Annotated in this window: 21 protein-coding genes and 1 tRNA gene; 13 read left to right on the top strand and 9 right to left on the bottom strand. The window is 65.0% G+C overall.

Translation table 11 applies throughout. From position 1 onward, the window contains the following. From IEW34_RS14510 to IEW34_RS14465, 10 genes are all read left to right on the top strand, one after another. Positions 1 to 1,317 (top strand): porin (locus tag IEW34_RS14510; RefSeq protein WP_188609930.1); only part of this gene is annotated, 1,317 nt, incomplete at its 5' end. Between the two features lie 1,053 nt (positions 1,318 to 2,370). Next, positions 2,371 to 2,462 (top strand) — tRNA-Ser (locus tag IEW34_RS14505). A gap of 922 nt (positions 2,463 to 3,384) precedes the next feature. Then, on the top strand, positions 3,385 to 3,777 hold the full coding sequence (locus IEW34_RS14500; protein ID WP_188609929.1) for a FixH family protein: 393 nt from the start codon (positions 3,385 to 3,387) through the stop codon (positions 3,775 to 3,777). After that, complete coding sequence (locus IEW34_RS14495) at positions 3,774 to 5,222, top strand: efflux RND transporter periplasmic adaptor subunit (RefSeq protein ID WP_188609928.1); 1,449 nt, start codon at positions 3,774 to 3,776, stop codon at positions 5,220 to 5,222. The genes IEW34_RS14500 and IEW34_RS14495 overlap by 4 nt, the downstream gene beginning before the upstream one ends. Continuing rightward, positions 5,219 to 8,413, top strand: coding sequence for an efflux RND transporter permease subunit (locus IEW34_RS14490; RefSeq protein ID WP_188609927.1), 3,195 nt, complete (start codon positions 5,219 to 5,221; stop codon positions 8,411 to 8,413). The genes IEW34_RS14495 and IEW34_RS14490 overlap by 4 nt, the downstream gene beginning before the upstream one ends. Positions 8,414 to 8,636: 223 nt before the next feature. Beyond that, positions 8,637 to 9,383 (top strand): response regulator transcription factor, encoded by a 747-nt coding sequence (locus IEW34_RS14485; RefSeq protein WP_280516292.1) that lies wholly within the window; start codon positions 8,637 to 8,639, stop codon positions 9,381 to 9,383. Positions 9,384 to 9,430: 47 nt separating this feature from the next. Next, positions 9,431 to 10,705 carry an ATP-binding protein gene (locus tag IEW34_RS14480; RefSeq protein WP_244641986.1) on the top strand — a complete coding sequence of 425 codons (1,275 nt, stop codon included), beginning with the start codon at positions 9,431 to 9,433 and terminating at the stop codon, positions 10,703 to 10,705. A gap of 688 nt (positions 10,706 to 11,393) precedes the next feature. Next, the gene (locus IEW34_RS14475; RefSeq protein WP_188609925.1) at positions 11,394 to 12,695 is read left to right on the top strand and encodes an efflux RND transporter periplasmic adaptor subunit; all 1,302 of its coding nucleotides are present in this window, start codon (positions 11,394 to 11,396) and stop codon (positions 12,693 to 12,695) included. Between the two features lie 16 nt (positions 12,696 to 12,711). Next, on the top strand, positions 12,712 to 15,960 hold the full coding sequence (locus IEW34_RS14470) for an efflux RND transporter permease subunit (RefSeq protein ID WP_188610278.1): 3,249 nt from the start codon (positions 12,712 to 12,714) through the stop codon (positions 15,958 to 15,960). Between the two features lie 451 nt (positions 15,961 to 16,411). Further along, entirely contained in the window at positions 16,412 to 18,463 is a 2,052-nt protein-coding gene (locus tag IEW34_RS14465) for a heavy metal translocating P-type ATPase (RefSeq protein ID WP_188609924.1), read from the top strand. 15 nt (positions 18,464 to 18,478) lie between these two features. On the opposite strand, the gene IEW34_RS14460 is transcribed toward IEW34_RS14465, so the two are convergent. The 3 genes from IEW34_RS14460 to IEW34_RS14450 form a co-directional block, all read right to left on the bottom strand. Further along, on the bottom strand, positions 18,479 to 18,622 hold the full coding sequence (locus tag IEW34_RS14460; protein WP_188609923.1) for a hypothetical protein: 144 nt from the start codon (positions 18,620 to 18,622) through the stop codon (positions 18,479 to 18,481). A gap of 94 nt (positions 18,623 to 18,716) precedes the next feature. Continuing rightward, a complete protein-coding gene (locus tag IEW34_RS14455; protein ID WP_188609922.1) occupies positions 18,717 to 19,331 on the bottom strand; it encodes a hypothetical protein in 615 nt (204 codons plus the stop codon). Between the two features lie 294 nt (positions 19,332 to 19,625). Beyond that, entirely contained in the window at positions 19,626 to 20,435 is an 810-nt protein-coding gene (locus IEW34_RS14450; RefSeq protein WP_188609921.1) for a TIGR04255 family protein, read from the bottom strand. A gap of 449 nt (positions 20,436 to 20,884) precedes the next feature. Between IEW34_RS14450 and IEW34_RS14445 the strand changes: the two genes are divergently transcribed. Next, positions 20,885 to 21,154 carry a hypothetical protein gene (locus IEW34_RS14445; protein ID WP_188609920.1) on the top strand — a complete coding sequence of 90 codons (270 nt, stop codon included), beginning with the start codon at positions 20,885 to 20,887 and terminating at the stop codon, positions 21,152 to 21,154. Here IEW34_RS14445 and IEW34_RS14440 read toward each other — a convergent pair. From IEW34_RS14440 to IEW34_RS14420, 5 genes are all read right to left on the bottom strand, one after another. Continuing rightward, entirely contained in the window at positions 21,106 to 21,543 is a 438-nt protein-coding gene (locus IEW34_RS14440; protein ID WP_188609919.1) for a hypothetical protein, read from the bottom strand. The two genes, IEW34_RS14445 and IEW34_RS14440, sit on opposite strands and share 49 nt — an antisense overlap. Continuing rightward, positions 21,527 to 21,967 carry a hypothetical protein gene (locus IEW34_RS14435; protein ID WP_188609918.1) on the bottom strand — a complete coding sequence of 147 codons (441 nt, stop codon included), beginning with the start codon at positions 21,965 to 21,967 and terminating at the stop codon, positions 21,527 to 21,529. The genes IEW34_RS14440 and IEW34_RS14435 overlap by 17 nt, the downstream gene beginning before the upstream one ends. 2 nt (positions 21,968 to 21,969) lie before the next feature. Further along, positions 21,970 to 22,263 carry a Pam3-gp28 family putative phage holin gene (locus IEW34_RS14430; protein WP_188609917.1) on the bottom strand — a complete coding sequence of 98 codons (294 nt, stop codon included), beginning with the start codon at positions 22,261 to 22,263 and terminating at the stop codon, positions 21,970 to 21,972. A gap of 24 nt (positions 22,264 to 22,287) precedes the next feature. Continuing rightward, complete coding sequence (locus IEW34_RS14425; protein WP_188609916.1) at positions 22,288 to 22,605, bottom strand: hypothetical protein; 318 nt, start codon at positions 22,603 to 22,605, stop codon at positions 22,288 to 22,290. Between the two features lie 633 nt (positions 22,606 to 23,238). Further along, positions 23,239 to 23,958, bottom strand: a complete 720-nt coding sequence (locus IEW34_RS14420) for a glycoside hydrolase family protein (protein WP_188609915.1) — start codon at positions 23,956 to 23,958, stop codon at positions 23,239 to 23,241. 102 nt (positions 23,959 to 24,060) lie between these two features. On the opposite strand from IEW34_RS14420, the gene IEW34_RS14415 reads away from it, so the two are divergent. After that, positions 24,061 to 24,264: a hypothetical protein gene (locus IEW34_RS14415; protein WP_188609914.1), complete on the top strand. Its 204-nt coding sequence runs from the start codon at positions 24,061 to 24,063 to the stop codon at positions 24,262 to 24,264. Between the two features lie 297 nt (positions 24,265 to 24,561). Then, positions 24,562 to 24,828 carry a hypothetical protein gene (locus IEW34_RS14410; RefSeq protein ID WP_188609913.1) on the top strand — a complete coding sequence of 89 codons (267 nt, stop codon included), beginning with the start codon at positions 24,562 to 24,564 and terminating at the stop codon, positions 24,826 to 24,828. On the opposite strand, the gene IEW34_RS14405 is transcribed toward IEW34_RS14410, so the two are convergent. Beyond that, positions 24,825 to 25,562, bottom strand: coding sequence for a hypothetical protein (locus IEW34_RS14405; protein WP_188609912.1), 738 nt, complete (start codon positions 25,560 to 25,562; stop codon positions 24,825 to 24,827). The two genes, IEW34_RS14410 and IEW34_RS14405, sit on opposite strands and share 4 nt — an antisense overlap. Positions 25,563 to 25,689: the final 127 nt, after the last annotated feature.

The raw sequence follows: 25,689 nt of genomic DNA, 5'->3' as shown, positions 1-25,689 counted from the left end.
GCCTCCGGCACCCTGCGCAACTACGGCCCGAGCTCGTTCAACGCCACGGGCATCGACACCTACAACCGCTCGTACAAGTACGTCGAGGTCGACAAGGCGTTCATCCAGTTCGCCGGCCTCACCGCCGGTCGCGCCTCGTCGTTCTACGACTTCTACGTCACCGACATCGAGCTGACCAACTTCTCGATCACCTCGAACGTCTCCTACACCAACCTTCTGGCCTACACCTACCAGTTCGGTGGCGGCTGGAGCGCCACGGTGTCGGCGGAAGATCCCTCGTTCCGTCGCAACCCGCTGTTCTCGGTCAACCCGCAGAGCGCGATCCCCGGCGCCAACCTCACCTTCAGCCAGTCCAACGTCGGCAACATCACGCCCTCGCTGGCGGCGCTGTGCACCAACGGCGGCGTCAACGGCTGCACCTACGGCTCGCCGGTCTACCTGTTCAACGCGGCCGGCGATCGCATCGGCTTTGCCAACGTCGACATCTCCCAGCGCCAGCAGCTGCCGGACTTCGTCGCCAACCTGCGCGTCGACCAGAGCTGGGGCTCGGCCCAGATTTCGGCCGCCGTGCACCAGGTCTCCATCGGCGGCTACAACAACCTCGGCGTCTACAACAACGCCGGCGTCCTGGTTACTCCGGCAACCGTTGCGGCAGCGGGTGTCTACCCGCAGCGGCCCGAGGCGGCCTACGGCTACGCCGTCCAGGGCGGCGTGAAGTTCAACCTGCCGTTCCTGGCGCCGGGTGACGCGCTGTGGCTGCAGGCAGCTTACGCCCGCGGCGCCATGTCCTACACCGGCGTCGACGGCCCGATCGGCCGCGACAGCGCCATCGAAGGCGGGCCTGGCGGCGGCGCCCGGTTCGGCGCCTACAAGCTCGACGGCTATGTCGACCCGAACAGCGGCGACATCAAGCTGACCCGTTCGTGGTCGGTGGCCGCTGCCTTCCTGCACTACTGGGCGCCGCAGTGGCGGTCGGGCTTCGTCTTCACCTACGGCAATCTCGAGTACCCGGGTTCGGCCCGCACGGCCGGCCCGCTGGGTAACCTCTACGCCAACTCGGCAGGCGTCGTGACGGCCGCCTCGGCTGCCGCGGGCTCGACCAATATCGCCTTCAAGAGCTTCAACGAGATGGTCGCCCTCGCCAATCTCGTGTGGTCCCCGGTCAAGGACCTCGATATCGGCCTCGAGGTGCTCTACGAACGCGTCGACCCGAAGGGCCGCGTGGTCGACAACAACAAGTACGGCTCGCTCACGGGCAAGACCGTCAGCTTCGACGACAACTGGCTGACGCGCTTCCGTATCGACCGCACCTTCTAAGCGCCGGCACGCCTGACGTTACGATCACGAAGCCCCGGCCGAAAGGCCGGGGCTTTTCCTTGTCGGCGGCGCGAGAGCGATACCTTGCTCCATATTGTACGCGCTCGCGCGCGACCGCGCGGGGAAGGACCTAGCCGCCAGCGGTGCAAGCCAACACGTTGAGCGGATGGTGCCGCCCGGTCCGGCAGCCGTTCAGCCAAAAAAAGAAGCGCCACAAACGTGGCGCTTGATAGGCTTAGCTGCATCCCCTCGAAAAGATGCAGCGGGGTCTCCGGCAGAGGTCAATCAACCGGAGCCCCAATCATGCCCGACCCTCAGCTGATTGCAAGCATTTTCCCGTACATTTAAAAATAAACTTTCTCACGATCGACCTCAAATTCTGCTAAATGCGGAATATACGTGGTCGATCTTCCGATGAATTTAGCTGAACAACCTGTCGAAACCGACTGCTTACCTGAGTCTCGACGGTGTCGACTCATCGGAGTGCGCATGGTGTCCGCATCGATCAGCAAACGTGCTTGACCGAGCCAGCTCAGATCTGGTGCGGCAGTGGCAAGCGCCGCGAGGCGAGGCCGCGCTTGCGGAGCTGGACGCGCTAAGGACCGGGAGAGCGGCGCGTGCATCGGCCTTGTTGTTGCGGACGCCCGCAAGCACGACGCCGGGCGCGGCCGCCCTGCCCGATTCGCGCGGCGGCGGCGCGAGCCGCGCGCAGGCGCACCTGCGCGGCCCGCTGAGGCGGGGGCGAGACGGCCGACAGCCTCCCGCCGGTCCAATTGAGCCGCCACCGTGCCGCGCCGAGTGCTGCGCTCAGCGAATGGCCGCGCCGGTGTGCGATGGTGCGCTGCGCTCCCCCTGCCGGAGCCATCGGATCGCCTGATCCTCGTCCCGCGGGTTCGGAGCCCCAGCGCGGGCAGGCAGCCGACGCCGTTGAATCCGGCTTGCCCCAGGCGGCACGCGCGCCTGGGCCCGAGCTTCACCGCGTCAATGAAGCTGTCGACGACAACGGATTGGCGTTGACCGCGACCCGTCGGCTCATTATGGCTTCTCGCTCTTGGAGACGTGGCCGAGCGGCTGAAGGCACTCGTTTGCTAAATGAGCAAGCCTCGAAAGGGGCTTCGAGGGTTCGAATCCCTCCGTCTCCGCCAATTATGTGGCGCAAGCCCCCTCCCCCATTGAATTGGCTTAATTTTTTCGGCCCCTGGCGCGCGAATGTTGCACGCTATGTTGCACGAAAAGGCCTCGCCGCCTGCACAGCGGAACTCGCCTTGGAGCAGAGCCTCGCTCTTCTCCTGTTCGCAGCGCCAGCCCTCGCCGCCGATGATGGCCTAGTCGTCGGACAAGCGTCACGACGGCGACACAATCGAGCCGGGCAGGCCCTCGCCTCCGTGCGCGACAGCCACGAGTACGCCCCAGAGGAGGCCGAGGCCCGGGCCGCCAAGGCCGGCATGTGGGCGGCCGACTTCCTGCCGCCCTGGGAGTGGCGAGCGCTGGCGCCGGGGCACTGACGCGTCTCTAAGCACGACCAACAGCGATGCTCGCGCTGACACGGTTACCTTCCGCGAGGGCTGCGTTTGTGCCATACATGATGCCGTGACCATCTGGCGTGCCTCTCGGTGGCTGCTGGCGATCTTCGCAGTCGCCAGCTTGGCCCTGTCTCCAGCGTCGGCTTCCATGTCGCCGGCTGGCGGGTCTGTGGCCTTGGCCCATCCCCCCGACGCCAGCTCGACTCATCATCCTGAAGCCAGCGCGGATGGATCGGCGCTGCTAGCCATCGACGACATGCCCTGCTGCCCGCCCGCCGAACCGGTGATGCCGGACTGCCAGAAGGATTGTCCGCTCGCCGCACTGTGTGTGGCCAAGGTGGCACCCGCTCTTCCGGGGGGCCTCGGCATACCGGTCCGCCTCGCGGTGGCTCAACCGTTGAGTTGGGCGGGAGACCCGCTGTTGCGCAGCCTCACCCAGCCGCCTCCACCCGAACCTCCCCGAGCCTGAACCCGACGCTGCCGGCATCCCTGCCGGTTGATTCCGCGCGTCCGCGCGCGGTCCCTCGCGTTCAGGAGAGATTGGATGACGAACACGATCAAGCGCGCCGCCCTGGCCGCGCTTACGAGCCTTGCCTTGGCCGGGACGGCCTGGGCCGGGATCAACGACTATGAGTTCAAGCTGGTCAAGGATGAGGTGAGGCAGGGCGAGGCGACCCTCGATGTCCGCCTCGTCGACAAGCGCACGGGGCAGCCGGTTCCGGATGCCGTGATCTTTGCCAAGCGCATCGACATGGCGCCCGACGACATGGAGACGATGACCTCCAGAATCGAGCAGCTTCCGTCGCCGGAGCCCGGGATCTACCGCTTCAAAGCTAAGCTCACCATGGCCGGCGGCTGGCGGCTCTCCCTCGGTGCCAAAATCCAGGGCGAGACCGGCACACTTGAGAACAAGCTGGTGCTCAAGGCTACCAAATGACTCGGTCAGCTTGGCTGGCGGGGACGCTCGCCGCGCTGGGGGCGGGGGGCATCGGCTACGGTCTGGGGCAGCAGGGCTCCCCGCTCACGGATATGCCCGCCTACATGCGCGCCCTGATCACCACCGGCCGACCGGCGGGCCATGAAACGCCAGCCGCCCCGATACCCCGCGGGCCGGTGATTTACTACCAGCATCCAGACGGGCGACCGACCTACAGCCTTCGCCCCAGGCGGACGGCTGACGGCCGAGACTTCCGAGCGGTCCACTCCGCCGAGGATGCCTCGTTCGAGCCCGCCGAGGAGGGCCGGGCGGCCGACACGCCGTCCGCCGGACCGACCGCGGGAGATGCAAGGCGCGTCCTCTACTACCGCAACCCGATGGGGCTGCCGGACACCTCACCGGTACCCAAGAAGGATAGCATGGGCATGGACTACCTGCCCGTGTACGAGGGCGAGGACAGCGACGGTCCGACCGTCAAGATCTCGCCGGGCAAGGTCCAGCGCACGGGCGTCCGGTCGGAACCGGTCACCCTCCGGGTGATCAGCCGCCCGGTTCGCGTGCCCGGCACGCTTCAGCTGGATGAGCGACGCGTGACGGTGGTCGCGACGCGCGCCGAAGCCTTCGTCAACCGCGTCGCAAACGTGACGACCGGGGACCGGGTTCGCCGCGATCAGCCGCTCGTGGACGTATACTCGCCGGAGATCAACGCGGCGGCCGCCCAGCTCATCGCCAACCCCGGATTCGACGGCTCGCGGCGCCGCCTCCAAAACCTCAACGTCCCTGCCGATGCCATCACTGACATCGAGCGCACCCGCAAAGTGCCGATGGCCGTTACCTGGTCCGCCCCGCGCGACGGCGTGATCCTCGAGCGCACAGCGATCGAAGGCATGAAGGCCGCCGCCGGAGATGCGCTGTTTCGCATCGGCGATGTCTCGGTCCTGTGGGTGCTGGCCGACGTGCCCGAGCACGAGATGGGCAGCGTTCAGGCCGGGCAGCCGGTCACGGTGCGCGTGCGCGCCCTGCCCGGCCGCGCCTTCGCCAGCAAGATCAGCATGATCTACCCGCAGGTGAACAAGGATACGCGCACGGCGCGCGTGCGGGTCGAGTTGCCCAACCCCGACGGGGCGCTGCTGCCCGACATGTACGCCGACGTGGAGATCGCCACGGGCCCGGGCTCTCCCGTCGTCGCCGTGCCCGACGATGCCGTGATCGACACCGGTGTGCGCCAGGTCGTCCTTCTTGACGAGGGCGACGGCCGCTTCGCCCAGCGTGAGGTGCAGATGGGGTCCCGTGGCAACGGGTTCGTCGAGATCCGCTCCGGCATAGCGGCCGGCGATCGGGTAGTCACCTCGGCGAACTTCCTGCTCGACGCCGAGAGCAATCTCAAGGCGGCCCTGCGGAGCCTGGCGGCGCAGCCGGCGTCGACGCGGGCGGCCACCCGATGATCGCTCGCCTGATCGGCTGGTCCGCCCACAACCTTGTCCTGGTGCTGATCGGCACGGTACTAGCGGTCGCGGCGGGCCTCTACGCTTGGCGCACCCTGCCGCTGGACGCCATTCCCGATCTCTCGGACGTGCAGACGATCGTCTACACGGAATACCCCGGCCAGGCGCCGCAGGTGGTCGAGGACCAGGTCACCTATCCGCTGACGACCGCCATGCTGACGGTTCCAAGGTCGAAAGTCGTGCGGGGGTTCTCCTTCTTCGGGGTCTCGTTCGTCTACGTGATCTTCGAGGACGGGACGGACCCTTACTGGGCGCGTTCACGCGTGCTCGAATATCTGAGCACCGCCGCCGGGCGCCTGCCGGCCACGGTCACGCCGACACTCGGGCCGGACGCGACCGGCGTCGGCTGGGTCTACCAATACGTCATTGTCGCAAAACAACGCACGCTGGCCGAGCTGCGCGCGCTCCAGGACTGGGTCGTGCGCTTCGCCGCCTCGCGCGCGGACGGCGTGGCCGAGGTCGCCAGCGTGGGCGGCTTCGTCAAGCAGTACAGCGTCGTCGTCGACCCCAATCGTCTGCGTGCGCACGGCATTTCGCTCAGCAAGCTGCGCGACGCGATCCGCGCCAGCAACACGGATGTGGGCGGCCGAACCGTCGAGCTCTCCGAGTTCGAGTTCATGGTGCGCGGGCGCGGCTACGTCAGAGGTGTGGCCGATCTCGAAAGCATCGTCCTGAGAACGGACGGTGGCACGCCGCTCCGCATCCGCGATGTGGCGCGGGTTGAGCTGGGTCCGGACGAACGCCGCGGCCTGGCCGAACTCAACGGCGATGGCGAAGTGGCCGGCGGCATCATCCTGCAGCGCTTCGGCGCCAACGCCCTCAGTGTCATCGACAGCGCGAAGCAACGCTTGGCCGAGATCGCTGCCAGCCTGCCGGCGGGCACGGAGATCGTTCCCGTCTACGATCGATCGCAGTTGATCGACGCCGCGATCGAGACCCTGAAGGGCACCCTCATCGAAGAGAGCCTGATCGTCGCCCTGGTCTGCGTCGTGTTTCTGCTACACCTCCGCAGCGCTCTCGTGGCGATCCTGATGCTGCCGGTCGGAATCCTGATGGCGCTAGGCGCCATGCGCTTTCTGGGCATCGGCGCCAACATCATGAGCCTGGGCGGCATCGCCATCGCGGTCGGCGCGATGATCGACGCCGCCATCGTGATGATCGAGAACGCACACAAGCGCCTGGAGCGGGCGCCGCCGGATACGCCGCGGGTCGAGATCCTGATCGGGGCGGCCCGCGAGGTCGGGCCGGCGCTGTTCTTCAGCTTGCTGGTGATCACAGTCTCGTTCCTGCCGATCTTCACCCTGGAGAGCCAGGAGGGCCGCCTCTTCGGGCCACTGGCCTATACCAAGACCTTCGCCATGGCCTCCGCCGCCCTCCTGTCCGTCACGCTGGTGCCAGCGCTGATGGTGCTCTTCGTGCGCGGCCGGATCGTGCCGGAGCACAAGAATCCCCTCAATCGCCTGCTGATCTTCCTGTATCGGCCAGTGATCCGCGGCGTGCTGCAGGCCCGGGGGGTGACGATCCTGGCGGCCCTGGCCGTGCTCATCGCGACGGCGTGGCCAGCGCGCCAGCTGGGCTCGGAGTTCATGCCCGAGCTCGACGAGGGCGCGTTGATGTACATGCCCACGACCCTGCCGGGGATTTCGATCACCAAGGCGGCCGAGCTCCTGGCCACCCAAGACCGGATCATCAAGAGCTTTCCCGAGGTTGCCTCGGTCTACGGCAAGGCCGGGCGGGCGGCGACCGCGACCGACCCGGCGCCGACCGAGATGTTCGAGACGATCATCAACCTGAAGCCGAAGTCCGAATGGCGCCCGGGCGTGACGCTCGCCGGCCTCAAGGCAGAGATGGATGCCGCGCTACAATTTCCAGGCGTGTCGAACGCCTGGACCCAGCCGATCCGCGCGCGCATCGATATGCTGTCGACGGGGATTCGCACCCCGGTGGGCATCAAGATCTTCGGGCCGGATCTCAGCGAGATGGAAAGGGCTGCACGCCAGGTCGAAGCGGTGGTGCGCGCCGTGCCGGGCACGACGAGCGCCTACGCCGAGCGCGTGATCGGCGGCTACTTTCTTGACATCACTCCCGACCGCGAAGCTCTGGGCCGCTATGGTCTGATGGTCGGCGATGTCCAGGATGTGATCGCCATGGCTCTCGGCGGCGAGAGTGTCACCACCGCGATCGAAGGCCGCGAGCGCTACAGCGTCAACGTGCGCTATCCGCGCGCCTTCCGCGCCGATCCCGAGGCGATCGCCCATGACGTCCAAGTGCCGCTGGCATCCGGTGGCACGGTGCCCCTGGGCGAGGTCGCCCAGATCCAGCTGAGCCGCGGCCCGACCTCGATCCGCACCGAGAACGGACGGTTGGCGGTCTACATCTTCGTCGACATCTCCGGCCGCGACCTGGGCGGCTACGTGGACGAAGCCCGCGCTGCGGTGGCAAGCAAGGTCGAGCTGCCGCCAGGAACGAGCGTCCAGTGGAGTGGCCAATTCGAGTACCTGGAGCGCGCCGAGGCGCGCCTGCGCATCGTGGTGCCCCTGACGTTGCTGGTGATCTTTCTGCTGCTCTACCTGAATTTCGGGCGGCTGACGGAAACGCTGATCGTGATGCTGTCACTGCCGTTTGCACTGGTCGGTGGTGTCTGGCTGCTCTGGTGGATGGGCTTCAACCTATCCGTGGCGGTCGCGGTCGGGTTCGTCGCACTGGCGGGCGTGGCTGCGGAAACCGGCGTGATCATGCTGGTCTACCTCGACCATGCTCTCGCCGACGTGCAAGCCGCCCGTGCGGCGGCCGGACAACCGTTCACCCGAGGCGATCTTCGACAGGCGATCATGATCGGCGCCGTCGAGCGGGTGCGCCCCAAGATCATGACTGTCGTCGCCATCATGGCCGGCCTGCTGCCGATCCTCTGGAGCACGGGGGCCGGCTCGGAGGTGATGCAGCGCATCGCCGTGCCGATGATCGGAGGGATGGTTTCGTCGACGGTGCTGACCCTGATCGTGATCCCGGCCGTTTATACGCTGGTCAAGGGTCGAGGCCTGCCACTTGGCGCGCAATCAGAGATGAACCGAGCATCTGCGGAACCCGGCCGCCGCCCTATATCATCACGCGCGCCGAGCGGCGGGAGGTGAAGCGCGACTGGCTATCGACGGGGGCGGGGTGAAGCAGCGTTGGCTGTTGGAGAAGGCCGCCCCAAACGCAAAAAGGGCACCGCTGGCGCGACGCCGCACGATATTGCTCATGGTGTGATCCGCGCGCGAATTTCGGCGCCGCGCTGACCAGCTCGAGCGCCTGCAAATCGCGGGCAAGCTGGCTACCTTCAATGAGAATATTTCGCCGCGAGAGGAGCATTCGGTGAATCACGCAAACGGCGCCCTCAGGTTCGACGGGCCACACATTCTCATCGTCGAAGATGATGACGGCATGCGCCTGCTCGTCAGCCGGGCGCTGCGGGAAAGCGGCTATCGTGTGACGGCCTGCCGCAGCGGCGCTGAGATGCTAAGCCACTTTCCGGGCAGCATCGAGGTTGACCTCGTGTTGCTGGATGTGATGCTGCCCGGAGCCTCCGGCGTCGACCTTTTGCAAGCAGTCCGCCTGCGGAGTACGGTGCCGGTGATTATGCTCAGTGCGCGCAGCGAAGAAGCCGACAGGGTTCTGGGCCTCGAACTGGGCGCTGACGACTACATCGCTAAGCCGTTCGGCCGGCCCGAGCTTCTCGCGCGGGTAAGGGCCGTGCTTCGGCGGGCCGGCATAGCGCCGCGGCCCTCCGCGCCATCCCGCCCCGAGGTTCTCGTATTCTCAGGATGGAGGCTGGACCTGCGCAGCCGTACCCTGCTCGACCCGACAGCGGTCAGCGTTGATCTGTCTGGTGCGGAATATGATCTGCTCCTGGTTTTCCTTGAGCACGCCGGCCGCGTCCTGACGCGCGACCAGATACTGGAGATGAGTCGGGCACGGCTGGCTTCGCCGTCCGATCGGAGCGTCGACACCCTCGTCAGCCGGCTCCGCAGAAAGCTCGAACCTCCGGAAGAAATGCCGCCCTTGATCAAAACGGTGCGCGGCTCCGGCTATATCCTAACTGGCCGGGTTGAACGCGGATGAGGCGCTGGCTCCAAGCAGCCCGCAGCCTCGAGGGACGCACAGTAGCGGTGCTCCTGCTGGCGATCATCCTTGTCCACGCCGGACTGCTGCTGCTCTACCGCCGATCGGCGATCGCGTCGGCGGACGAAGCCTTCGCACAGCAGGTCGCCACCCAACTCGCCATCGCTCGGGAGGCCATGTTGCGGCGGTCGCCGGCGGAACGGGCTGGCGAGGCACGTGCGCTTTCTTCGCCGCATTTCGAGATCGGCTGGGCGGCCAACACGCCCGTCGGACACGATGAACACGCAAATGCGGCCTTGCGGGCCCTGCGCACGCGCGTTCTAACCCTTGAACCGGGGCTGGGCGCTGGGCTTGCTCTGTCGATGGAGGGACCGGCCGATGCGCTTCACCAGCAAGATCTGCGCGGGGCCGTCGCGCTGTCGGACGGCAGCTTCCTGACGTTTCGCTCAGCTCATTCGCCACGTCTCGCTCTTCTCGGTCCCTGGGTGTTCCTGTCGACGGTGATGACGATCCTCGTCGGCCTGGCCGCTGTCGGCCTCGTGCATCGCATCGCCCGCCCCTTGCGTGTGCTCAACCAAGCGGCCGATCGGATCGGACGGGAGAGGCCCGTACTCGTCCCCGAGATCGGCCCCGAGGAGACGCGAAACATCGGGCGCTCGCTCAACGCCATGCAGGAGCGCATCCGATCGTTGGTCGGCGAACGGACCCAGGCATTGGCCGCCGTCTCCCATGACCTGCGGACGCCGATCGCGCGCCTGCGACTGCAAATCGATGACCTGCCGGAGGAAGATCGCCGGGCGTCGATGATGCGCGATCTCGACGACATGCTCACGATGATCGACACGACCCTGGCCTATCTGCGGGGCGACTCGAACCCCGAGGCACAGCAGGTCATCAACGTGGCCAGCCTGATCATCAGCATCGCGGATGCGATGGCCGATTCCGGGCACGACGTGGCCTATCAGGGGCCGACACGGGCGGTGGCCAGGGTCCGGCCTGTTGCCCTGCGGCGAGCGGTGATCAATCTGGCCGACAACGCCGTGCGATACGGGTTGCGCGCTCGACTTGCGCTCGAGCCCCACGACGAAGCCCTTGTGATCAGGGTCGATGATGACGGCCCGGGGCTCGCGGCGGAGGACGTCGAGCGGGTCTTTGAACCGTTCGTGCGCTTAGAGACCTCGCGCAACCGCAGCAGCGGAGGCACCGGCCTGGGGCTGACCATCGCGCGCCACGCCATAGAAACAGAGGGCAGCACGGTCACGCTCACCACGCGGCCCGAAGGCGGCCTGAGGGCGCAGTTCACCCTTCCCCGTCACCCCTGACACACTTTGTCACGAACGAGCCGAGCGTCAGACAAACGACACTGATATCTCTTCTCGCGAAGCCGACACCGGCTCTGCGGCATCGGGATTTTAAGCATGTATCGTCCTCTCCTTTTCGTCCTTGCCACTAGCATGTCCGCTGCATGCGGCTCTGCTGCAGTGGCGCGCGTTGGGCACAGCGAAACACCGCTCGAATCGATGGATCCTTCGAGCGGAAGTGTGGGTCTTCGCGTCAGCCAGGCGCAGGAGAAATCCGAGGACGGCAAGTCCGCGCATTCGGAATCCGATGGCCACAATCACGGTCGCGGCAAGAAGACAGAGCGATAGATAGGTCGTTGCACAGACATAAAGAGCGGCAAGCCAATGATGCCGCTCCTCCTCATCTTCGTTGCACTCGCCGTGGCCGTCGGCTTAATCCTCGGTTCGCCGTGAGTACTCCCGCAATTTTTGAGTTCGCGCGTGCGATGGTGGCCCCCCTTGCACCGTGACATGCCCGCTCCGGTCTCCGAGCCGGAGCGGGCATGACAAAATTGCTCGCATTCGGCGGGCAATCAACTTGCCTGCTCCAGTCCTCCAGCTGGCGCAGGCGTTTTTTGAGTCATTGTCGGGAAGAGACAAACAGAGATCTCTTTCGGCGCGACATCCTCCCCTGCGCCTCGCACGCCGAGCGCTCTCCGAGCGAGATGAAATGTTAAGCGGTCGCCTTCTGTTCTTCTTCGCGATCTTTCTCTTGTCCTGGGATGGAGGTGCCGGCGCTGGCTCGCCGGCCGAGCCGAATCCGACCCTCGCCACGGCAAAAACTGAAGCCAATACGTCCCCGGGGATGCGGGGCGAGGGGGCGCAGGCATCGCGGCCAGAAGCGCCCGGCGAAGACCATGAACATTCCGAGGAGGAGGGCGAGGAAGGCCATGTAAAACTCACGACCGACCAGATCGCAAGCGAAGGAATCGAAATCGGCCGCGTGGAGGCGGGCGAAATATCTCAGCACATCAAAGTGCCCGGGACCATTGTCCCCGATGCCGATCGCATCGCGCGCGTTCCGGCTCGGGTCGTCGGCACCGTCGCCGAAATGCGAAAGCGCCTCGGCGACCGTGTCGAGAAGGGCGAGATCGTGGCGGTGCTCGACAGCCGCGAAGTCGCTGATGCGAAGAGTGAATACCTGACGGCTTCCGTGAAGGCCGACTTGGAAAAGACCAACTACGATCGCCAACAGGCCCTCTGGGACAAAAGGATATCGGCGGAATCCAACTTTCTCAACGCCAAGGCGGTCTACGCGGAAGCGAGGCTCCGCCAAGACCTTGCTCGGCAGAAGTTGTCAGCCCTCGGACTGGATGCGGGGACTGTGGCGAAGCTGGCCAAGCAGGACGAGTTGACGCCAAATGCGTCGACTCTGCGCCAGTACGACCTGCGCTCGCCCATCGCCGGCCGCATCGTCGAACGCAAAGTCGACGTCGGCGCCGCCGTCGGCAAGGAGGGCGATCCGCCTGATCTCTATACAGTCGCCGATCTGTCGACCGTCTGGGTCGATCTGGCGGTGCCCACGTCAGAACTCGACAAGGTCAAGGAAGGCGCGCGTGTCACCGTTGCCGCGAGCCAGAGCGACCACTCGAGGGAGCGGGCGAGCGGCAAGGTTATCTTCGTCAGCCCGCTGCTGAACGCCGAGACGCGGTCGGCACGGGTCATCGCGGCGTTGCCGAACCCCGATTTCAACTGGCGTCCAGGCACCTATGTTACCGCCGAAGTGCATTCCGGCCGGGACAAGGTGAAGGCACTTGTCCCCAAGCAGGCGCTCCAGACGATCGGGGGAAAGAAGGTCGTCTTCATCCGCACGGAAACCGGCTTCGAAGTGCGCGAGGTTCAAGCCGGGAAGTCGGACGACGGGCTGGTCGAGATCAGCGCCGGCCTCAAGCCGGGCGAGGAAATCGCCGTTGCCAACACCTTCCTGCTCAAGGCCGAGCTCGGCAAGGGCGAAGCCGAGCACGCGCACTAGCAGGCGGATGAAAGACATGATCGCGCGCGTCCTCGCATTCTCCGTCCAGCAGCGGTGGCTGGTGCTGCTGCTGTCGCTGCTGGCAGCGGCCTTCGGCGTCTATTCCCTGACCAAGTTGCCCATAGACGCGGTCCCGGACATCACCAACAACCAGGTCCAGATCAACACGCTGGCACCCTCGCTCTCCCCGTTCGACATTGAGAAGCAGGTCACCTATCCGGTCGAGATGGCGCTGGCAGGCATCAAGGGCCTGGAATACACGCGCTCGCTGTCGCGCAACGGCTTTTCCCAGGTGACGGCCGTCTTCGACGAGAAGCTCGACATCTATTTCGCCCGCCAGCAGATCTCCGAGCGGCTGGACACGGTCAAGGCGGCCATGCCGGCAGGCGTGGAGCCACACATGGGTCCGATCTCCACGGGCCTGGGTGAAATCTACATGTGGTCCGTCCGGTACGCCGAGCGTGCGGACAAGGCCAAGGTCGAGGAAGGCAAGCCAGGCTGGCAGTCTGACGGTAGCTATCTCACCCCGGAAGGGCAGCTGCTCCGCACCGCGCTGGAGCAAACCGCCTATCTGCGCACGATTGAGGACTGGGTGATCGGTCCGCAGCTCCGCACGGTGCCGGGCGTCGCCGGCGTCGACACCATCGGCGGATACGAGAAGCAATATCACGTCCAGCCGCGCCCCGCGGTACTGGCCTCGCTCGACTTGTCGTTCGGCGACGTCGCCCGCGCGCTCGAGGCGAACAATGCCAATCAGGGCGCTCGCTATCTCGAGGACAACGGCGAAGGTTATGTCGTGCGCTCGCCGGGCCGGCTCGAGAGCATGGACGAGATTGGCAATGTCGTGGTCGCAACCCGGGGCGGCGTGCCCGTGCACATCAAAGACATTGCCGATGTGCGCATCGGACGCGACCTTCGGACTGGGGCGGCAAGCGAGAACGGCAGCGAGGCAGTGGTCGGCACCGCGTTGATGCTGATCGGCTCGAACAGCCGGACGGTTGCGGCAGCCGTCGACGCAAGGATGAACGAGATCCGCAAGTCGCTGCCGCCTGGCATCGTGGTGCAGACGCTGCTCGACCGCACGCGCCTTGTGGAGGCGACTGTGAAGACCGTCGCCAAGAACCTGATCGAGGGCGCCGCGCTCGTTATCCTCATCCTCTTTCTTCTGCTCGGCAATGTAAGGGCCGCCATTATCACGGCAATGGTCATTCCGCTCGCCATGCTGATGACCATGACGGGCATGGTTGAGGCTCAGATCTCGGCGAACCTCATGAGCCTCGGCGCGCTCGATTTCGGTCTCATCGTGGACGGCGCGGTCATCATTGCCGAGAATTCTTTGCGCCATCTCGCCGAACGGCAGCAGGCGCTCGGACGCAAGCTCGACAACGGGGAACGGCTGGAAACGGTGCGCGCCTCCGCCGAGGAGATGATCAAGCCCTCGCTCTACGGGCAAGCCATCATCATCCTGGTCTACGTGCCGCTCCTGACCTTCACCGGCGTGGAGGGCAAGATGTTCAATCCGATGGCGCTCACCGTCATCATCGCGCTGGCGGCGGCGTTCGTCCTGTCGCTGACGTTCGTGCCCGCGGCCATCGCAATCTTCATCACGGGGCGCGTCGATGAGAAGGACAATCGCATAGTGCGGGCCTTCAAGGGCGCCTACCGGCCGGCGCTGCGTCGCGCGATCGCCGCGCCTCTGACCTTCGTGTTCGGCGCGGCCCTGCTGCTCGCGGGAGCTGGGTGGCTGGCCACCCAGCTCGGAGCCGAGTTCATGCCGACGCTCGACGAGAAGAACATCGCGATGAACGCGCTTCGCATTCCCTCGACTTCGCTGACCCAGTCCGCCGCGATGCAGCTGAAGGTCGAGCAGGCGGTCGCCAAGTTTCCGCAGGTCGCCTTCGTATTTTCCAAGACCGGAACGGCCGAAGTCGCGTCCGATCCGATGCCGCCAAATGCCTCCGATACCTTCGTCGTTCTGAAGCCGCAGGAGGAATGGCCGGATCCCAAGCTGACGAAGGTCGAGCTTCAGGACCAGATTGAGGCGGCGGTCTCAAAGCTCGCCGGCAATGTCTTCGAGTTCTCCCAACCGATCCAGCTCAGGTTCAACGAGCTCATCGCGGGCTCGCGGGGCGACCTTGCCGTCAAGGTCTTCGGCGAAGAGTTCGAGCCGATGACGAACGCGGCGGACGAGATCGCCACGATTCTGCGCGGCATCCCAGGGGCCGAGGACGTCAAGGTGGAGCAGACCTCCGGCCTGCCCGTTCTCGAGATCAAGATTAACAAGGCCGAAGCTTCGCGGCTCGGCTTGAGCAATGCCGCCATCCAGGAGGTGATCGGCGCCGCCATCGGCGGCCGAGAAGCCGGCGTCGTGTTCGAGGGTGATCGGCGGTTCCCGATTGTCATACGCCTCGCCGACGGTGTGCGCGAGAGCCGCGAAGACCTCGAGAACATCCCGGTACCGCTGCCGCCCGGCACCAACGGACGAATCGCCTCCGTGCCTCTGAAGCAGGTCGCCAGCTTCATTGTCGCGGAAGGCCCGAACCAAATCAGCCGCGAGAACGGAAAGCGCCGAGTGGTCGTCACCTCCAACGTGCGCGGGCGCGACATTGGCTCCGTGGTCGCCGAGGCGCAGGCGAAGACGGCGGAGAAGGTGAAGCTGCCCACCGGCTACTACGTGACTTGGGGCGGGCAGTTCGAGAATCTGGCCTCTGCGAAGCAGCGGCTCATGATCGTTGTGCCTGCCTGCTTCTTTCTGATCTTCCTCCTGCTCTACTCCGCGCTCGGGTCGCCGCGGGACGCACTCCTCGTGTTCAGCGCCGTGCCACTCGCGCTGACTGGCGGCATCGCGGCGCTCTGGTTGCGGGGCATGCCGATGTCGGTTCCGGCGGCTGTGGGGTTCATCGCGCTGTCCGGCGTGGCGGTGCTCAACGGGCTAGTCATGCTGACCTTCATCAAGCAGCTTCTGTCTCAGGGCATGTCCAAACGGGAGGCGATCTTCGACGGCGCCATGACCAGATTACGGCCCGTGGCCATGACCGCGCTGGTCGCCTCGCTCGGATTCGTGCCGATGGCGCTGGCGACCGGCACCGGCGCCGAGGTGCAGAGGCCGCTCGCGACCGTGGTGATCGGCGGCCTCATCAGCGCAACGCTGCTGACCCTCCTAGTGCTACCGGCGCTCTATGTCAGATTCGGAAAGTCGCAAACGCAGGTTTCAAATGTAAATATGCTGACATCGTCACTTTCTACGCCGAGAGCAGCAGCATAGATCAGCGGTGTTTCCCTTTGTGGCCTGATCTGGCCTGCCTAGACCGCTTCGGTCCGCTAAGGAAATAGAGCATGTTCATCGATTCACGCGTTAAGCGTGCCGCACTGCGCAACGGCAGGGTCTCCCCTCGCGCGCCGTTCGCGTGCAGCATTTTAGGTGCTTTTCTTGTCCTCCTCGGAGCCACGGCGGTGCCGGCCATGGCGACCGAGACCGGCCACATCATCAGGTCGGAACGCGGAACGTGTTTCTCGGGCGTCCACGAGCCAAGTCGGATCCGCAAGCTCCCAGGCAGCGCCGGGGAGACGACTATCAGAGACTCAAGGCAGGATAGCTACGTGCACTGTGCAGAAGGCCGTCAGGACGGGTTGGCTGAGACCGATCAACGGAGAGGCCAGAGGTAAGTGCATTCAAGTGCGATGACAGCTCTGACCGGGGTTGAGGAAGATAGGCTATGAAGATCAGCACCGCGTCGAAGTCGGCCCCGGCGGCCGAAGAGAGATCCCACACTCACGATCATGGGACGACTGGCGGGCGCGGAGGAGAGGGTGGAGAACACGTGCGCGGCGTCGTCTTCGGAGCCAATACCGAGCTTGTTTTCTCCCTGGCCAGTGGCGCTTTGCTGGCGATCGGCTTCGGGGTCGAAAAGCTAGCCGCGACGGCGCCGGCCTGGGTGCCGACCGCCTGCTTCGTGGCGGCGTACGTGTTTGGTGGCTTCTACACGGTGCGTGAGGCGGTCGCGAACCTGAGGGTCGGCCGGTTTGAAATCGATACCTTGATGCTGGTTGCCGCGGCCGGCGCAGCCTTCCTAGGTGCCTGGGCGGAGGGCGCCCTGCTCCTGTTCCTGTTTAGCCTCGGCCACTCTCTCGAGCATTACGCGATGGGGCGCGCCAGACAGGCGATCGAGGCTCTGGCGAAGCTCGCCCCACCCACGGCCGTCGTTCGCCGCGCCGCCCGGAGCGAGGAAGTACCCGTCGAGGAATTGAAAATCGGCGATGTGGTCCTCGTCCGTCCCAACGAGCGGCTTCCGACCGATGGCTTTCTGGTCAAGGGCGCATCCAGCATTGACCAAGCGCCGGTCACGGGTGAGAGTATTCCCGTCGACAAGCATCCGGTGCCGGACGTCGCGGCGGCACGCGCCAGGCCGGACGCAGTGAGTGCGGATTCCCGCGTGTTCGCGGGAACCATCAATGGCGCAGGTGCGATTGACGTCGAGGTCACCCGGCTATCGTCCGAGTCGACCCTGGCCAAGGTCGTGAAGATGGTGAGCGAGGCCCAGACGCAGAAATCGCCGACCCAGCGCTTTACTGAGAAATTCGAGCGGGTCTTTGTGCCTGCCGTGATCACCCTCGCAATCCTGCTTCTGTTCGCATGGGTGGTCAACGACGAGCCGGTTTCAGCCAGCTTCTATCGCTCGATGGCCGTCCTGGTTGCGGCAAGCCCCTGCGCCCTGGCCATCGCGACCCCAAGCGCGATTCTTTCGGGCGTCGCGCGCGCGGCGCAACGCGGTGTGCTGGTCAAGGGCGGCGCGCCGCTTGAGAACCTGGGGTCACTCAGCGCCATCGCGTTCGACAAGACCGGCACGCTGACGGAGGGCCGGCCTCGCATGACCGACGTGGTCCCGGCCAAGGGGGTGCGGGAGCAGGAGCTGCTCACCGTCGCCGTGGCGGTGGAATCGCTGAGCGACCACCCTCTCGCGACGGCCATCGCACGGGACGGCCGGCGGCGGCTTGGGAGTGAAATGATCCCCACAGCAGAGGACGTGCAGGCTATGACGGGGCGCGGGGTGACCGGAACGTTCGACGGGAAGGTGGTCTTGATCGGAAAAGCCGAAATGTTCGGCAAGGATGGCATCGCGCCGTTGAGCGATGCATCGGCGGCCGCTATCGACAAGCTGCGCGCCCGCGGTCGGACGACCATGGCCGTGCGACACGGCCGGCGCGACCTCGGCGTGATCGGGTTGATGGACACTCCTCGGAAAGCTGCGTCCGAGGCGCTGGCCCGCTTGCGTGAGCTAGGTATCGAGAGATTGATCATGATCTCGGGCGATCACCAGATGGTCGTCGAGGCAATCGCGGAGGACGTGGGCCTCGACGAGGCCTGGGGCGATCTGATGCCCGAGGACAAGGTTGCGGCGATCCGGCGGCTCCGGGACCAGGGCAAGGTCGCCATGGTCGGTGACGGTGTGAACGATGCCCCGGCCATGGCGAACGCCACAGTGGGGATCGCCATGGGCGCGGCCGGCTCTGACGTGGCGATCGAGACCGCGGATGTCGCGCTGATGGCGGATGACCTGAGACACCTGCCGTTCGCGGTGGGCCTCAGCAGGACCACTCGCGCGATCATCCTCCAGAACGTCTTCGTGAGCCTCGGCGTGGTTGCGCTCCTCGTGCCGGCCACGATTCTCGGCTTGGGCATCGGCCCTGCGGTGGCCGTGCATGAAGGCTCAACATTGGTCGTAGTATTCAACGCGCTGCGGCTGTTGGCTTACCGCGACCGCGAATAGTTTGCCCAAGGGCTCTTAGCCCGCCGCCGCGGCTTCCGCGACATCGATGTTGCCATGATGGCCGAGCACCTCGGAACGCGATTGCGTCACCTGGTTGAGGTGCCGTGTGAACTGGCCGAACCGCGCGCCGGTCGACGCTCGCGCTTGGTACCGCGGCATCCAGCTGCCGCCCTATGCCGACATCATTTCGATCGCCGACGGGCTTGGCGTCTCGCACGACTGGCTGGCGGGGGGAGCGGGAAGGAGGGATGAGTTATGCTGAGGTCGATGCCGACGTGATCTTGTGCTGGTCGGGGAGCGAAACTCGTTGAAGGTAGAAGGCCAACCTAGATTGAAAATGCTCGCGATAAGGCATTTCCAGAACTGACCTTCTCCGCCCCTCGCCCTCATTAATTTGTATATATATTTCAGTCGTCGGTATAGTAAAAACGCCTTTGAAGTCAACAACCAAATCAGGAATGCCATCGCCATTCAGATCTGTATCGCTCGATACAGATTCTAACGCATGATATCTCTCATCCTTGTTTTGAATAATCCTCTTCCATATATCCCTACCCCCGGCCTCCTTCCTCCATTCAGGGGAAATAACCTCCGCATGCGCCAGCAACACACACGATAGCTCTCCCAGCTTGCCGTCTGCCCTATTCTGGTAGTCCCAGAGCAAATCGCAGTCCTGCGAAATAACTATGGCATAGGCGTGCCTGATCTCTACGACACCCTCAGACGACGAGTCATAGTTGTAGCTTATAATGTTAGATATTATTTCGCCCTGTCGAAGCTCTGCTCCACCGCTTGACTTACTATATATTATCGGCCTCGTAGAGACTGCCAGTTCTACGGGGAGCTGCGGCGGATTTGGTTGCGTCATCGGCTTTGGATCTATTCAGGCAGTTCGATCGAAGGCGCCTCCACGCGCCGCAAAATTTTCGCAGGCCGCCGCTTTGGAGGTGGCGCTATTGTTCGCGAAGAAGTCTCGTCATGATAATTGAAGTCGCAAATCTCGCGGAGCTCATGAAACGCCTCCCTAAGTGGATGACCGGAGAGCCTCATGACCAGCATTATGCAAGCTACCTGATAAGCTGTGTCTACCGAAAAATCACGCGGACTCCCAACCGTTATCTCAATCTTAGCCTTGAACGCAGCCTCTCGGCTCTCCAGAATATCATTCTGGAGTGTGAGAATGCTGTTGAGGGCCGAGGGCTTCGTGAAGCTCGTTAGAAATGGACCAGCGGAATGCCCTTCCGGCGTGGTAGTTAAAGCGGGCAAGGATAGATAGTGGCTCATTGGTGGTCACCTTACGATCGGTATAGACGTCCACGTCGATTAGATAAGAGGCCTCGCCAAACTCTTGATCGTTTGCGATACCGTGCTGCAACAGGATCCCCTCGCTATCTGACCCGGTCGAGCGGAGACGCAAAACACGTCTAGCCTCTTCGACAACGGCCCCGCCGAAGTCTGCGGCAAGTTCGCCGCGAAGAGCTGGGCCTAGAAGCTTGTGCCACTCTCCAGCAGCAAACCCGACCTTCTCCGGAAACACGAAATTCCGGTAGCGGAGCCCTACCCGGGTGAAGTGCGCCGGCTGGTATAGCTCAACCAGGGCCGAAATCGCTTGAGAGATGAGATCCCGAAAATCTTCCCACCGACGATAATTCCGCGAAGTGAGGGCAAGCGAGTCGCGGGACAGGGTTAGGAGGCTCGCGCCATCCTCTGAGCCAAACGAATAGACGACCGGTTGGGCTACGGCGGCCCCGATCAGCGATCGAACCTCTTTCGGAAGCTTGTCGAGGCCTCCTCCCTGCTGTTGCTCAAACAAGGGGAACTGGGCTCGAACTCGGTCCTGGAAGTCAGCCGGAATCTGGCTTTCAACCCTCAGGATAGGAGGAAACCGGAGCTGACAGATCACCTCTGAAAGAGGCGACTGCAAATAAAGCACTCGCTCACTATCTGGGAAAAAATTCTCGCTATGGGACATACGCGAAGCTCATTGGGTACCAGCGCGAGTGGCGCCTCTCCTCCGGCCAGATTGAGCCGCATGAGCGGCGATCACTACATACATAGGCACGATTCCACCCAACCTGAAACGCGTATGCGACTTTTTTGTCACTGACCCGCTGTTTGCTTTAGCGGCGAGATAGCTGAGGAGCAACCGATTTGAGCGCTGACCAAGCGTGGCACTTCCCTTGAAACGCAAAAAGGCCCCGCCAGCGCGAAGCCGGCGGGGCCAGTCCAGGGAGGAATCGCCCAAGGAGGGCTGCCCCTCTCGGGGCTTCGGACGCGCCGGGCGGCGCGAAACTGGAGGCGGCCGGACTCGACATCCGTGCCGACCGCCCTAAATCAAGATCATCGTCGGCATGGGGATTCCCGGGCGCCGCGGCTGCGAGACCAAGCGTGCTCCCGCCTGATGGCCATGGGAGACGTTCCTTGCCAAACATCCAGCATATGCTCGATGAACTCGAGGCCGACATCGCGGCCGGCGAAGTTCAACTGGTGCGACAGCGCGAGCTCATCGCCGACCTGGAAATGCGCGGCCAGAACCCGGCCTTCGCCAAGAGCATCGTCAAGGAGCTCAAGGCGATCCAGGCCAAGCAGATCGCCCTGCGCGACAAGCTGCGGGGGGAACTGACGCGGCGCGCCTGGCTAGATCAGGACTTGCGTGCGGCTGACAGCTGGCCCTCGAGCGAGCGGATGTAGCGCTCCTCCTGCTTCTCGATCCATCGTTCGCCCATCTCGCGCATCTCGTCGTGCGCCTTGGCCACTGCCTCCTGAGCGTTGGCCGCGCGCTCGGTGTGCGCAGCCATTGCCTCGAGCGCGACTGCCTGCCGCTCGGCAGCCACAGCCATGCGCTGGTTCTTCTCCGCGAGCGCCAGGACCGCGGCACCGAGTTCCCGGATCGGCTTGGTGTCGGCGATAGCCGCACCGGCGAGGACGATGTTGTCGGCTTCGATCGGCCTGGGCTTGGGCGGCGCCTCGCTCTTCAGCTTGCCGGCGAGCGCGGCGATGACCGCGGCCACGAACGTGAAGATGGCTGCTGCAACCTGCCCCCACGAGAGGGTATCACCCGGATCAGGTACGCCCGCCATGCTCGCCCCCGTCCCGCATCGACCGATACACATTCCAGATGTCGAGCGCCGCGAGCACGGGATAGATGGCCAGGCCGGTGGCGGGCGCACGAGCGTCGCCCGCCGATAGGCCAAGAGCGATAGCGGTCCACAAGTCGACGCAGAGAAACGCCGTGCCGGCGCGGATGAGCGGCGACCTGCGATAGGTGCCGTTGATGAAGAGGGCCGTCAGCCGGATCAGCCCGATCGTCAGCGCAGCGAGGCCCCAGGTCGATTCGTTGGCGATCGCCGCCATGAAGCTGTAGGACGGGCTGGTACCGAAGGTGTCGCCCGGCCAGAGCAAGGCAACGCCGTACCCGGCAGCCATGCCGGCGAGCCCCCATTCGGACGCTCGCACGGCAAAGTGCTTGCCGAGATCGACGACCATGCGGCGGACGACGATCATGGTCAGGCGCCGGGCGGGCCGACGCTGACCGGCGCCGCCGGGTCCGCCTTCTTCACGGCAAGCGCCGTCTGCGCGGAACTCACGACGACCTGATTGACCTGGGGCAACGCCGCCACGGTGGCAATCTTGGCGGTTGGCCGCTGAGCCCAGAAGCCCCACAGCACCGGTACGATGGCGAGCACGCCGCCGATCACCCATTGCACGGTGGCGTCGTCGGTTACGCCGCGCTGCACGAGGACGGCGCCAGCGGCAAGCAGCAGGTAACGCAGGCCCTGGAGGATGCTGTTGATGTCCATGGTTTGCTCCGATGCGGATAGGTGTCAGGCCTTGATCGCGCCGGCGGCGAGCAGGCTCGCGTAGGCGTTGAGGATGGCTGCGCCGGCCGACTGCACGTCGACGACCTTGCCGGCCTGGAGCGCGGTGCAGCTGGCGATGACCGCGGGCGCGACCTGGGCGGCGACCTGCTGGATCTTGGCGTTGCCGGTGGTGGCGGCGATCGCCATCCCGGCCAGGACATAGGGGCAGGCCGCTGCGGCCTTGCTGGCCGTGCTCGACACCGAGGCATCGAGCTTGGCGGGGTTGCACGCGGCGAGCGCCAGCGCGCACGCGGCTGTGGCCGCGAGGACAAGAAGTTTCATGGATGTGCTCCTGGGTCTTAGGCTTGCTGGAACTTTGCGGGGTCGTCGGGTCTTCACGCCGCTCGCGAGGAGATTTTCAATGTCGGATAGCGAACAGAGCCAAGACGAACTCGGCACTTGGTTCGTGATAAGGGGTGACAGCTTCGCCACCGGGGGGTTGGTAGCTTTGCGACTGCATCTAGTTGAGCCGAGCGCGGAGCAAGAGCGCTCTGCGGTCGCGACCGAGCGATCACTCGCATTGTTCCTTCCGAGGGAACGCGCCGCTGCTATCGCGCGCTCTATTCTGTCCGCGACGGCGGACTTGCCGGCGGCCGGTCCTCGCGCCCACTGAACGGGCGTCTGGACATCTCAGCTCGGCCGCGGGGAACTTCGCGACGTGCGCAAGGCTTCTACCGGCACACCGAATTGGGATGCCATGTTCAAGCCTGTGCAGATTGTTGATGACCAAGCCCACGAGTTGGGGATCGCCCCCGGCTGGTGGGGTGCCACCGAAGAAGGGAAGCCCATGCTGGGTCCCTACCCGAGCCGCGAGGCAGCTCTCGTTGGCATTACCAGTCATGGGATGGGCGACCGGCCCGAGGGCATCGAGGGGTTCAAGGAACCCGACGGGCCAAGCAGAGCCTCCTAGGCCTATCAGGCAGCCGCGCTGATCGCCGCCAGCTTGATCGGCGCGGCGTCGGTCGAGCGGCCCTTGGGCAGGCGGACGCTGTACGGCGTCGCGAACTGGTCGGCCTCGGCCGTGCGGCGGCTCTTGATCTCCGCCGGCTTCTTCCAGCTCAGGATGGCCGACCGGATCTGCGCGGCGGAGGCGCCGGCGTTGACGCGCTTGACGAAGGTCGAACCCGCGAAGCCGCCCTGCCCAATGTTGTAGCAAATGCTGGCGAGTGCATCGAACTCGTGGTCGGCGAGCGTGACGTTGATCACGTCGCGCACGGTGTCCTCGTACTTGACGATGTCGCGAGCGAAGATGGCATCGCACTCGGCGGCCGTGATCTTCAGGCCGCTATAGGGCACCGGCGCGCCAGCAGCGGCAGTGTGGCCGATGCCGATCGTCCAGATGCCGACGCTGTCGCGATAGGCGGCCAGCTTGCGCCCTTCCCGGCTGATCAGGGCGGCGAGGCCGATCGCGGACGAGGACTGGCGGGCCGGCGCGGGGTCGTTGGCATTTGCCGGCGGCCACGGCACCTCGAGCGCCATCGTCGTCTTGGGCCCGACGATGCCGTCCGGATAGAGACCGGCCGAGCGCTGAAAGGCGACGACGGCCGCCCTGGTCTTCGTGCCCCACAAACCGTCCAACGGCCCAGGGTCAAACCCGCGCGCAGTCAGCGCGCGCTGAATCTCCAGCGTGTTCATGGTCAGGAATCTCCAAGCGGAAGCGCCCGCCGGCTGGGCAGGCGCTGGTCAGAATGCGAGGGTGAGGCTGCGGGAATCGGGCGACGAAGAGGGCGTGGCGCGATGCACGATCGGGGCGACAAGTGGGTGTGGATCGCGATCGTCGCTGCGGCGGTTCTCGCCGCCGCCAGCATCTATTTGGCTCTGATGGTGACGGCGTTCTCGGGCGAGCGATATCCGGCGCGCCCGCTCGACAACAGACCGGAACCCGCTGGTCAGGTTCGGTTGGCTATTGTAGTCCCGGTGGATGGCGCTACACGGGACTGACGAGCTTTGCAGGGCGGTATCGACGGGATATTGGAGGCCACGATGTCTGGGAACTCTCTTGTGATCCCGGTATTCATATTGATCGTTTTCGTTTTGATCTTCGCCTTTGTTAAATTTTACTCGTCAGCGGCGCGCCACAAGGACGATTGAGCACGGTTGCTGCGAGATGACGAAGATCGTCGAATACCCCTGCGGCGGGGTGAAGCACGCCAGAAAGCCACCTTCGCCAAAAGTTGTCTGGACAGCGGCTAAGCCGGCGAAGTAGTCCACGTGCCTTAAAGGCTTTGGACAACGATAATGAACAACGTGGTGGAAGCGCAGGAGGCCTGCCCGACAGCGGCAGGTGAAAGGCTCGGCTATGGCGCGATGCCGGCCGAGCAGCGAGACGGACGAGAGGTTCTCCTCCTCGCGATTACAGTGGGCGAGACGCCCGCCCCGATCGTCGCCGTGTTCAGCAACGACGTCTGGGAAGACACCGTCTTCGGCAATGAGATAGAGGCCGACGCCATCATGGCGTGGCTCCCGATCCCGTCCTACGCGAGCTGGATCGAAGACGAGGATTAGATCGCGATCGGCGAGGACAGACCCGCCGCGATGGCTTTGATGCGGCTGTACAGCGCTGCCCACTCGTTGTCGCTGAGCCGGCGGTTATAGAGGGCATAGAAGAACACGTCGCAGTCGCCGGCAAAGCTGGCGTAGCCGGCGCCGACCCGAATGTTCTTGCCGTTGATGACACGGGCGTTGAAGCCGCCGGCATGGTTCCCGCTGGTCTTCGCGCCGGTCGTCATGTTCCGGATCGCCTGCGCGGCATTGTCGAAGTCGAAGCCGAGGAAGTTCCAGTTGCCGGGCGTCGCCGCGACGTCGATCGTATGGCCCTGCGTCGTGCTGCCGTCCGTGGTCGCCGCATTGCCGCGGATCACGGTCGTGCTGGTGACGTAGAGCGTCGAGCCTGCCGCTGCGCCGCTGCCGTTGAAGGTGCCCATGAAGATGGGCTGGCTCGACTGCGAGGTGTTCGCCGTGGTCGAGCGGGCCACCACCGCGTAGGAGGCCACCGCCAGGTCGACCTGCGGCAGCTCGAGCGCGCTGTTGGGGCCATCGAAGCTCGCCCAGAAGGGACTGAAGGTGGGCGTGCCCACGATGGCGCCGTCGGCGAGGCCGCCGCGGGCCAGGTTGCGCACGGTCTGGTCGGCGCCGCCACCCGGAAAGCCAAGGGCGAGCAACCCGTCCTCGACGGGGGCGCGGAAGGCGCGGGCATTCGGCAGGTAGGACGCTTGGTCGACGGTCAATACTCCGCCCATGGGATCCTCTCAGACGACGTTGGCGATGAAGGCGGCGACGCGCTGGGCCATCTGGTCCCGGTTCTCGCCGCTGGGATGGGTGGGGTCGGCGACGGTGGCGGTGACGACGCCGGTGGCCGTATCAGTC

Origin of the sequence: Chelatococcus reniformis (assembly GCF_014640075.1) — a bacterium.
In the GTDB taxonomy this organism is placed as follows: domain Bacteria; phylum Pseudomonadota; class Alphaproteobacteria; order Rhizobiales; family Beijerinckiaceae; genus Camelimonas; species Camelimonas reniformis.
This window is presented reverse-complemented; position numbering and strand designations above follow the sequence as displayed.